We start from the raw sequence: 10642 nt of genomic DNA, 5'->3' as shown, positions 1-10642 counted from the left end.
CTATTAGGGCGCTCCGGCGCCTTGCGTTCGCACGCACCAGACGCCGCAGGGCCCGCCCTTCGGGCGGACGACGGTACTTTCGAAACACGCCCTAGACGGACCCGGCCCGGCGGTCGGCCTCAGTCGGCCGCCGGGCTCGGCTCCGGACGCGGCGCGCACGCGGCGCGCCGCGCCGGCAGCCGGCCCTCCAGCAGGTAGGCGTCGACCCGGGCGTTCACGCACGCGTTCGAGCCGCCCGCGATCCCGTGGGTGCCCGTGTCCCGTTCGGTCACCAGCACCGAGTCCCACAGCCGCCGGTGCAGCTCCAGCGCCCCCTGGTAGGGCGCGGCCGCGTCCCGCTCGGCCGCCAGGATCAGCGTCGGCGGCAGCTCACCGGGCCCGGTCCGGACGTCGACCGGCTGCTGCCGGGGGCCGGACCAGTACGCGCAGGGCAGGTTCGCCCACACGTTGTCCCAGGTCTCGAACGGCGCCACCCGGGCGAGCCGGGTGTTGTCCCGGTCCCACACCCGCCACTCAGTGGGCCAGGGCGCGTCGTTGCACTCGACGGCCGTGTAGACCGCCTTGCTGTTCTCCGCCTCGACGGCCGCCTCCGTCACCGGCGCCGCGATGTCGATCAGCGGCTGCGGGTCGCCCTTCAGATACGCCGACAGCGCCTCCGCCCGGTGCGGCCAGTAGTCGTCGTAGTACCCGGCCTGGAGGAACGCCCCCTGGAGCTGGCCGGGTCCGACCTTCCCGCCCGCCGGTTCCTCGGCGAGCCGGGCCCGCGCCCGCTCGTAACTGCGCAGCACCTTCGCCGGGGTGTCGCCCAGCCCGTACACCGCGTGGTGCTCGGCGATCCACTCCCGCAGGTCCGCCCAGCGGCCCTCGAACGCGGCGGACTGGGCCAGGTTGTTGCGGTACCAGACCTGCTCCGGGTCCGGGTTGACGGCCGCGTCGAACACCATGCGCCGTACGTGCGAGGGGAACAGCGTCGCGTACAGGGCGCCGAAGTAGGTGCCGTAGGAGGCGCCCATGAAGGTCAGCTTCGGTTCGCCGAGCGCGGCCCGCAGGACGTCCAGGTCACGGGCGTTGTTGAGGGAGTGGTAGTGCCGCAGGGCGCTGCCGGAGCGCTGGGCGCAGCCGCGCGCGTACGCCTTGGCCTGCGCGATGCGCTCGCGCTTGTACGACTCCGAGGGGTGGGTGGGCGCCTGCGCGGGGCCCTTGAAGAAGCGCTTGGGGTCCGTGCAGGACAGGGGGGCGCTGCGGCCCACCCCGCGCGGGTCGTAGCCGACGAGGTCGTAGGCCGCCCCGATCCGCTTCCACTCGGGCATCAGGCCGATCAGCGGGAAGTACAGGCCCGAGGCGCCGGGGCCGCCGGGGTTGAAGACCAGGGCGCCCTGCCGGGGCACCCGGTGCTTGCTGTTGTGCGGGTCCTTGTGGGTGGCCCGCACCCGGCTGACCGTCAGTTCGATCTGCTCGCCTCGGGGCCGGGCGTAGTCGAGCGGCACCTTCACCGTGCCGCACTGGAGGCTGCCCGGCATGTCCTGCTCGGTGGAGCAGGAGCCGAAGGTGATGCCGGCCGTCCTCGCGCGGGCCGCGGCCACCGCGGTGCCGCGCAGTTCGGCGAGGCCCGGCACGGCCCGGCTGCCGTCGGCGGGGGCCGCGGGGGCACCCGAGAGGGCTGTCAGGAGCAGCGACCCTGCGGCCGAGTACAGGACGGGGGCTCTCATCGCGTATCCCTTCGGTGCACGGACGCAACAAAAGGGATGTTTCGTTCGGCCGGGGGTGAAGGCAAGCACCGTCCGGCGGGTGTCGGGGTGGATTCCCCCGGTGCGCCCCGGGAACTCAGTCGCGCCAGAGGGGCTCGCGCCGCTCGAAGGCGGCCCGCAGATCGGGTTCGGCGACCGCGTGGACACCGCGCACGGCGACCGTGGTGAGGTACGTGCCCTCGTCCCCGCCGGGGGTGCGCCGGGCCAGGGCGCCCAGCAGGCGCTGGCCGGCCGGGGAGGCCCAGCGCGAGTAGGGGTGGACCTCGACGCGCGCGATGGCCAGACAGGCCAGGCTGAGGGTGAGCGGCAGCCCGAACCAGAGGGCGACCAACTGCCGGGGCATGTCGGCCTCGCCCGGCATGAACAGGGCGATCGCGCCCAGCGCCAGGACCACCACCGCGGCGAGTCGCACCTGGCGCACCGCGGCCGCGATGCCGGACCGCGCCCCGGCGGGCACGGCGAGGCCCGCACGGACGAGCCGCTCGGCGAGGCTGCCCACCGCCTCGGCGCCGGCCGCGGCGTCCCGCACCGGCTCTATCCGGGACTGCCCCTCGGGCCCGATCGCGCCTATGACGGACCGCTCCATGTCGTCCCGGCCGCGCGGGTCGACGACCGTCGCCCAGCCCGTGCGGGCCAGCAGCAGCCTGCGCTGACGGGCCATCGAGACCAGCGTCAGATCGGCGACCCGGCGGGGGCCGCCGGAGAGGAACGCGGCCTCGTACAGCGTCAGGTCGTGTGCGCGGCCCGCGTTCACGTCCGCGGTCGCCGCGGCCACGGCGGCCAGGCACAGCCGGATGCACGCGGCGCCGGCGACGGCCCAGGCCAGCAGGAGGAGAACAACCCAGAACATGCCGTGTTTCTATGCCAAGGGCTCAAGGGAACGCCATGGGTTGTTCACAATCCGGACGGAGCGATGCGGGTATGTGACGTTCCACTTGGTTCGGTCGGGTTCCGGGGCGGCTGAGCGCACCGTCGGGCCCGTCCGTCGAGCCTGTCGGTCCCGTCGGTCCCGTCGTTCAGCGGAGGCTCACCGTCCGGCGTATCCGCGCCAGGCGCGAGCGCGGGCGCGGGGCCGGGCCGGAGCGCTCCAGCCACCACGCCCGCAGCTCCCGCCGCGCACGGACGTCCAACGCCCCCTCCCCGTCCAGGAGTCGCCCGGCGAAGTCGAGCGCGTCCCGCCGGTAGCCGCTGGTCATCGGGGTGCGCTGGGCGTAGGCGAGGAACGCGGGGCGGTACCCGGGGCCCAGGATCACGGGCAGTTCGGGCGCCACCTTCGCCACCACGTCCGCCCGCTTCCCGGCGAGCGCCCGCGCCTGCACCCCGAGCCGGGCCCGGTCGAAGCCCTCCGGTACGGGAGTTCCGGCGACGAGCGCGGACAGCAGCGCGGTCTGCGCCAGCGCCACCCGCTCCCGGGCCGGGGTCCCGGCGGGCTCCACCGCGTCCGGTCGCGGCGCCGCCGCTCCCGGCACGTGGGCCCGGCCGCCCTTGTCGACCGCGGCCCGGATCTCGTTCAGTTCCCGCTCCAGTTCGGCCGGTTCGGGGAAGTTCTCGTCCCGCTCCAGCAGGACCCCGGGCGGCGCGATCCGGGAGGCGAGGTCGGTGAGCACGTCGAGCACCGCCCGCGGCACCGGGTGGGCGTGGCTGTCGTGCCAGACGCCGTCCCGCTCGAAGCCGCCCGCGACATGGACGTACGCGATGGCCTCCAGGGGGAGTTCGGCGAGCGCGCGCGCCGGGTCCTCGCCCCGGTTGACGTGGTTGGTGTGCAGGTTGGCGACGTCGATGAGCAGCCGCACACCGGTGCGGTCCGCCAACTCGTACAGGAACTGTCCCTCGGTCATCTCCTCGCCGGGCCAGGAGATCAGCGCGGCGATGTTCTCCACGGCGAGCGGGACGGGCAGCGCGTCCTGCGCGATGCGGACGTTCTCGCAGAGCACGGCCAGGGCGTCCCGGGTGCGCGGCACGGGCAGCAGATGGCCCGCCTCCAGGCGCGGCGAGGCGGTGAGCGGGCCGCCCGCCCGGACGTACGCGATGTGCTCGGTGACCAGCGGCGAGCCCAGTGCCCCGGCCCGCTCGGCGAGGTCCTTCAGCCGTCCCTCGTCGGGCCGGTCGGCGCCGCCGAGGCCGAGCGAGACACCGTGCGGGACGACGGTGACCCCGCGCTCGCGCAGCCGGCGCAGCGACTCGGGCAGATGCCCGGGGCACACGTTCTCCGCGACGGCCTCGACCCAGTCGATGCCCGGCATGCGCTCCACGGCGTCCGCGATCTCCGGCCGCCAGCCGATGCCCGTACCCAGTCGCTCCATGCTCGTCCCCCTTCGCCGACCGCGTGCAGGGGGTATCGCCCCGGCGCGCGGGAGCGAACCCCCGGGGGGTGTGCTTCAGAGCAACATTTGAGGTTGCGCCACGGGCGAGGGGCGGGGTGCCACCGTGGGGCAGTCCTGCCGGCGCGGGGTGGGATGCTACTGGCGCGGGGCGGGGTGCTAGCGGCGCAGGGCGGGGTGGTCGGCGACCACCGTGCACGAACCGGGCGCGATCTCGGTGAAGCCCGCGTCCCGGACGACCGGCAGGCCGCCGGTGGTCAGCCCGGTCCAGCGCTCGGGGGACGCCGTCCGCACGGAGAGCGGGAAGCCCGCGTCGCGCCAGGCCGCGCGCTCCGCCCCCGACAGCTCCCACCAGGCGAGCTGGGCGCCGTGTCCCGCCTGCGCCATCGCCTTGCCCGCGGACATGTCGAGGCCGGGGCTGAGCCACAGCACCGGCGCAGAGAGGTCCGCGGCCGCGGGCGGCTCGGGGTCGTCGAGGTCGGTGCCGGAGACCTGGAGCTTGGCGAGTTCCTTGGGCCAGCCGTCGAGCGGCACCGGCGGGAACACCCGCACCTCGGCCGACACGCCCGTCACCGTGATCCCCGGCAGGGCCTCGGCCCGCCGCCACTCCGCGCCCCGGGCCCGCCGGACGACCTTGCGGATCCGGGCGTCCTGCCAGTCCCGCACGGCCTCGGCCCACTCGCCCTCGCCCAGCGCCCGCTCGTCGGAGAGCAGCACCAGGACGGCGCGGGCCGCGGTCTCCAGGGCGTCGGTGCGGGCGGGGGGTGCCGCCCGCTCGATCCGGACGACCAGCGGCAGGACGAACTGCGGTGCCTGGTCGCGCGCGGTCGGCTCGGAACGGAAGGGGCTGTCGGCGGGCGTGGATGCGTGGCTCACCCGGACCAGTCTGCCAGCCGGGACCCCGGTGCCCGCCGTCGGTGCCCGGCCGCGCGGATCATCCCGAGCAGGCGGTCCGCTCGGCCTCCCGCCACTCGCACACCGGGCACAGCGTGATGCCCTTGTACGACTCCGGGTACTCTGTCGGCTCCCGGCACAGCACACAGTCCGCGTACGGCGGCCCGTCGGCCCGGGGCGGCTTCGTGGCGTCGGCGATCGTGCAGTAGTCGGCGTCGCTCATGACTCCAGCGTAGAACCCTCAGCCTCGTGCGCCGGTCGCTCCGATCAGCTCGGAGACCTTCACGAAGCGGTAGCCCCGGCGGCGCAGCTCGGGGACGAGGGTGCGGACGGCGCGCTCGGTGACGGGGGCCGCGCTGCGCGTGCAGTGCAGGACGACGACCGAGCCGGGCCGCACCCCGTCCAGGACCTCTCGGGCGACGGCGTCGGCGTCGGTGGCGAAGGCGTCCCCGCTGACCACGTCCCACTGCACGGCGGTGACGCCCGCCGGGGTGAGCGCCTTGAGCGCCCGCCGGTCGTAGCAGCCCCCGGGGAAGCGGAAGTACGGCATCGGATCGGTCACGCCCACCTGCCGGAAGGCGGTGTACGCCCGCTCCACGTCCGCCCGCATCCGGTCCGCGGCGACGGTCGGCAGGCCGTAGCAGTCCCCGGTGTAGGCGTGGTGGCTGTAGGAGTGGTTGGCCACCTCGAACAGGGGGTCCCGGCCGATGCGGCGGGCCTGTTCGGGGTACTCCTCGGCCCACCGTCCGGTCATGAACACCGTCGCCGGCACCTGGAGTTCCCGGAGGGCGGCGATGAGTTCCGGGTTGTCGAAGCGTTCGCCGCCCGCCGCCCGGGGACCCTGGTCGGCGGTCATGTCGGCGTCGAAGGTGAGGGCGAGGACCTTGCCCGCCGACCGGGGGCCGTGGTGGAAGACCGGCGTCAGACCGGCCGGTCCCGGCGCCAGGGTCGGGACCGCCGAGGGCCGGACCGAGGCGGAGGCCGAGGCCGAGGCGCCCCGGGCGGTCCGGGGCGCCTCGGCGGCGGCACAGGAGGTGAGGGCGGCGGCGAGCACGCAGACGGCGGCGACGTGACGTACGGGAAGGATCACCGCACGAACATAATGGGATTGATCGGATGAATCCCGGACGGCTCTCCGTCCCGTGCGGCACCGCCGCCGACCGTCACCCGGTGGGCGGCTACCTGCGCCAGGGGCCGGTCACCGCGAAGGTCGTCCCGGGGGTGTAGCAGTTGACGTACATGGTCCGGCCGTCGGGGGAGAAGGCCACGCCGGCGAACTCTCCCCACTCCGGGGCCCCGGGCGTGCCGATGTCCTGGGCGTTGCGGGCCATCGCGTAGACCTCGCCGCGGCGGGTGACGCCGTAGACGTGCTGGGCGCCGTTGCCGTCCTCGCAGACCATCAGGCCGCCCGAGGGGGCCAGACAGATGTTGTCGGGGGACTCGCCGGGCAGCTGGACGTCCGTGTCGGGGCCGAAGACGATCACCAGGGTGACGCTGCGGCGCGCGGGGTCGTAGCGCCAGATCTGCCCGTAGTGGTCGCCCGCCGAGCCCTCGGAACTGCGGGCGAAGGACGACACGAAGTAGACCGAGCGGCCGCCCCAGTAGCAGCCCTCCAGCTTCTGCGCGTGGGTGATGCCGCGGGGGCCGAAGTCCTGGAGGCGGATCGGGGTCCCGGCGGCCAGCGGGTCGGGTACGTCCACCCACTCCACGTCGTCGAAGCGCGCGCCGGTCTCCTGGATCGAGGAGAGGTCCGGGACGCCGGGGACCCGCATCGCCTGGAGGCGGCCGCCGGCGCGCAGCGAACCGCCGCCGCCCAGCGGCTTCTCGGGCAGGAAGCGGTAGAAGAGGCCGAAGGGCTTCTGGAAGGCGTCCTCCGTCTCGTAGACGACGCCGCGCCTCGGGTCGACGGCGATCGCCTCGTGCTGGAAGCGGCCCATCGCCGTGAGCGGGACCGCGCCGCTGCGGCGCGGGTCGGCGGGGTCGACCTCGAAGATGAAGCCGTGGTCCTTGGTGTAGCCGTTGGTGCCGGCCTTGTCCTCGGTCTCCTCGCAGGTCAGCCAGGTGCCCCAGGGGGTGGGCCCGCCCGCGCAGTTGACGGCCGTGCCGGCGACGGCGACCCGTTCGGAGAGCACCTTGCCGCGCGCGTCCAGGGTCAGCGCGGTGCAGCCGCCCTTGCCCTCGGGGTCGTAGGTGAGGCCCTCGACGGTGGGGACGGGGAGTTTCGCGGTGGCGCGGTTCTCGTGGTTGCGCACCAGGTGGACCCGGCCGTGTCGGCCGGGCAGCGCGGTCATGCCGTCGTGGTTGGAGGGCACCGGGCCCTCCCCGGAGCGCAGCGGGTCGCCCTCACGGGAGAGCACCCGGTAGCGGAAACCTTCCGGCAGGTCGAGCAGGCCGTTCGGGTCCGGGACGAGCGGGCCGTAGCCCGTGTGGCCCAGGTCCTGCGCGGCGGCGGTGCCCGCGAAGAGTTCACTCAGGTTTCCGGCGAAAGCGATCGAGGCGCCCACGGCGCCGGTGCGGGCGAGCAGTTGACGGCGGGTCTGAGAGCCGTGCTCGGGCATGGGGGAACCTTCCTGCTGGCGGACAGGACTGCGGTCACGCCGTGTCTACCATCTGGCAACGGCCAGGTGAACCACGCGCGTAGAGCGTGTTCACCTTTCCTCGGGCCGCTGCGGCACCGGCTGCTGGGCGCGCTCCAGGAAGCGCAGCAGCTCCACGGGGAACGGCAGCACCAGGGTGGAGTTCTTCTCGGCGGCGACGGCCACCACGGTCTGGAGCAGCCGGAGTTGGAGGGCGGAGGGGGTGTCGGCCATCTGCTGGGCGGCCTCGGCGAGCTTCTTCGACGCCTGGAGTTCGGCGTCGGCGTTGATGATGCGGGCCCGCCGTTCCCGGTCGGCCTCGGCCTGCCGGGCCATCGACCGCTTCATCGTGTCCGGCAGGGAGACGTCCTTGATCTCGACCCGGTCGATCTGCACGCCCCAGCCGATCGCGGGGCTGTCGATCATCAGCTCCAGGCCCTGGTTGAGTTTCTCCCGGTCGGAGAGCAGGTCGTCCAGATCGCTCTTGCCGATGATCGAGCGCAGCGAGGTCTGCGCCATCTGGGAGACCGCGAACCGGTAGTCCTCGACGTTCACCACCGCCGCCGAGGGATCCACGACCTTGAAGTAGACGACCGCGTCCACCCGGACGGTGACGTTGTCCCGGGTGATGCCCTCCTGGGCCGGCACCGGCATCGTCACGATCTGCATGTTCACGTGGCGCAGATGGTCCACCCCGGGCACCACCAGGGCCAGTCCCGGCTGGCGCACCTGTCCGCGCAGCCGTCCCAGCCGGAAGACGACGCCGCGTTCGTACTGCTTGACGATCCGGGCCGCGGCGGCGAGATAGATCAGCCCGGCCGTGCCGGCGGCCGCGGCCGCGATCAGCAGGTCCTCGACCATGACGACCTCCCTGTCAGAGGTCCGGTGGGTGCGCGTGTTCGCTTGTTCCGCTTATTAGACGATATGCCCCTGCTGTCGCCGGGGGTATGCCTCCGGGCGAAGTCCGGTCCGGGGCCGGCGCGGTCCCGGACCGGACTGCGTACGGATCACCCGCTGGTGACCCGTACCGGTTCCGTACCGGCCGCGCTGTGCCGCTCGGCCCAGTTCTCCAGCGCCGTCCGGCAGGCGTGGTCCAGGTGGTGCAGCCCGGAGAGGTCCAGCACGACCGGCCGGTCCCGGGGCAGCGCCTCCAGACTGTCGAGGATCTTCGGCAGGCGCAGGAAGGTGGCGTTGCCCGTCAGATGGGCCTGGACCGGGCCCGCGCCCTTGTCCACGATCTCCATCCTCAGGTGCGAGGCCTCCCAGGCGGTCTTGGCCACCGCCAGCGCGAGACCGATCAGGACCCCCTCGAACATGCTGACCGCGACGATCGACACGGCCGTGACCACGAGGATCAGCGCCTCGCCCCGGTGCTCCCGCCACAGCGAGCGGACGGCCCGCAGCGGGATCAGCTTGCTGCCGGCGTGCACCAGCACGCCCGCCAGGGCGGGGATCGGGATGAGGGCCAGCGCGGACGGCAGCAGTGCCGCGAACAGCAGCAGCCACACGCCGTGCAGCACCCGGGAGGCCCGGGTCCGGGCGCCGGCCTGGACATTGGCCGAGCTGCGCACGATCACCGCGGTCATCGGCAGCGCGCCGAGCACCCCGCAGACCGTGTTGCCCGCGCCCTGGGCGATCAACTCCTGGTCGTACGAGGTCCGCGGGCCCTGGTGCATCCGGTCCACGGCCGCCGCGCTGAACAGCGACTCGGCGGACGCGATCAGCGTGAAGGCGACGATCGTGGCGGCCAGGCCGGGCCAGGCCGCCCCGGAGAGGGAGTCGAGCGACGGCGGCCGCACCGAATCCAGCAGGCCGTTGACCTCCACCGTGGCCACGGGCAGCGAGCAGACCACCGAGACCGCGGTCGCCAGGCCCACGGCGGCGAGCGGACCGGGCACCGTGCGCACGACGGCAGGCATCCGCCGCCACAGCACCAGCACGGCGACCGTGCCCGCGCCCAGGGCGAGCGCGATGAGCGCCTCGGGGTCGCCGAGGACGTCGGCGAGGGCGCCGGGCAGTCCGGCTATCTTCGCCACGCCCGAGGCCGGCGCCTCCGCGCCGGCCATCGAGTACAGCTGGCCGGCGATCAGGACCAGGCCGATGCCGGCCAGCATGCCCTCGACGACCGAGACGGAGATGGCCCGGAACCAGCGCCCGAGCCGCAGCGCGCCCATGACGACCTGGAGCAGGCCGGTGGCCAGCACGATCACCCCGAGCGCGGGCAGCCCGAACTCCCGCACCGCCTCGAAGACCAGCACGGTCAGTCCGGCGGCCGGACCGGACACCTGGAGGCTGCTGCCGCGCATCAGTCCGGTGACGATGCCGCCCACGATGCCGGTGACCAGGCCCAGTTCGGCCGGGACACCGGAGGCGACTGCCACGCCCACGCAGAGCGGGAGCGCGACCAGGAAGACGACCAGGGAAGCGGCGAAGTCCCGCCGCAGGTGGGGGAGTCGGGTCGTCCTCGCGCTCACAGCGCCTCGAAGGTGTCGGTCTGCCCGCGGTGTTCCAGGACGGCGCCGGTGTGCACCTCGTAGTACCAGCCGCGCAGGGTCAGCCGGCCGTCCGCGAGCCGCCGTTCGACGAACGGGTACGAGCGCAGCCGCAGCAGCTGGGTGAGCACATGGCTCTGCACGCCCTCCGTGACGGCCGGGTCCTCGGCCGCCCCCGCGGGGCGCGGGGTCGCGTGCGCCAGCCAGTCCCGCACGGCGGGCACGGCGTCCAGGTCGTCGCCGCGCACCAGCGCGCCGACGGCTCCGCAGTGGGAGTGGCCGCAGACCACGATGTCGCGGACCCCGAGCACCTCGACGGCGTACTCGATGGTGGCCGCCTCGCTGGTGGGGTGCTCGGAGGCGTGGGGCGGGACGATGTTGCCCGCGGTGCGCAGTTCGAAGAGCTCGCCGGGGCGGGCGCCCGTGATCAGGGCCGGGACGACCCGTGAGTCGGAGCAGGTGATGAACAGGACCTGGGGGGACTGGCCTTCGGCGAGCCCGGCGAAGTCCTCGGGGCGCTGTCCGAAGGACCGGGCGTTGTCGATGAGGGGCTGCATGGTGGTGACTTCCTCCTGGCGCGCCGTGGGGGCGCGTCGGTGGGGCAGGACAGA

At 74.1% G+C, this 10642-nt stretch carries 10 protein-coding genes; all 10 read right to left on the bottom strand.

Annotation, left to right across the window (positions count from 1 at the left end; genetic code table 11):
- Positions 1–119 precede the first annotated feature (119 nt).
- On the bottom strand, positions 120–1709 hold the full coding sequence (locus tag AB0E07_RS28835; RefSeq protein WP_362258397.1) for an alpha/beta hydrolase: 1590 nt from the start codon (positions 1707–1709) through the stop codon (positions 120–122).
- A 115-nt stretch (positions 1710–1824) separates the two neighbouring features.
- Positions 1825–2598, bottom strand: a complete 774-nt coding sequence (locus tag AB0E07_RS28830) for a TIGR04222 domain-containing membrane protein (protein WP_362258394.1) — start codon at positions 2596–2598, stop codon at positions 1825–1827.
- 166 nt (positions 2599–2764) lie between these two features.
- Positions 2765–4051: a DUF692 domain-containing protein gene (locus AB0E07_RS28825; RefSeq protein WP_362258391.1), complete on the bottom strand. Its 1287-nt coding sequence runs from the start codon at positions 4049–4051 to the stop codon at positions 2765–2767.
- Positions 4052–4228: 177 nt separating this feature from the next.
- A complete protein-coding gene (locus AB0E07_RS28820) occupies positions 4229–4945 on the bottom strand; it encodes a peptidyl-tRNA hydrolase (RefSeq protein WP_362258388.1) in 717 nt (238 codons plus the stop codon).
- 58 nt (positions 4946–5003) lie between these two features.
- Positions 5004–5186, bottom strand: coding sequence for a hypothetical protein (locus AB0E07_RS28815; RefSeq protein WP_362258385.1), 183 nt, complete (start codon positions 5184–5186; stop codon positions 5004–5006).
- Between the two features lie 18 nt (positions 5187–5204).
- Positions 5205–6053: a polysaccharide deacetylase family protein gene (locus AB0E07_RS28810; protein ID WP_362258382.1), complete on the bottom strand. Its 849-nt coding sequence runs from the start codon at positions 6051–6053 to the stop codon at positions 5205–5207.
- An 88-nt stretch (positions 6054–6141) separates the two neighbouring features.
- The gene (locus tag AB0E07_RS28805) at positions 6142–7521 is read right to left on the bottom strand and encodes a PhoX family protein (RefSeq protein ID WP_362258379.1); all 1380 of its coding nucleotides are present in this window, start codon (positions 7519–7521) and stop codon (positions 6142–6144) included.
- Between the two features lie 90 nt (positions 7522–7611).
- Complete coding sequence (locus AB0E07_RS28800) at positions 7612–8400, bottom strand: slipin family protein (RefSeq protein ID WP_362258376.1); 789 nt, start codon at positions 8398–8400, stop codon at positions 7612–7614.
- A gap of 146 nt (positions 8401–8546) precedes the next feature.
- Positions 8547–10013, bottom strand: coding sequence for a SulP family inorganic anion transporter (locus AB0E07_RS28795; RefSeq protein ID WP_362258373.1), 1467 nt, complete (start codon positions 10011–10013; stop codon positions 8547–8549).
- Positions 10010–10588, bottom strand: coding sequence for a carbonic anhydrase (locus AB0E07_RS28790; protein ID WP_362258371.1), 579 nt, complete (start codon positions 10586–10588; stop codon positions 10010–10012). The genes AB0E07_RS28795 and AB0E07_RS28790 overlap by 4 nt, the downstream gene beginning before the upstream one ends.
- Positions 10589–10642 lie beyond the last annotated feature (54 nt).

The sequence above is a fragment of the Streptomyces sp. NPDC048002 genome, from assembly GCF_040653275.1.
Taxonomy (GTDB): domain Bacteria; phylum Actinomycetota; class Actinomycetes; order Streptomycetales; family Streptomycetaceae; genus Streptomyces.
Note: the sequence above shows the minus strand (reverse complement) of the source record. Positions and strands in the feature narration are given on the sequence as shown.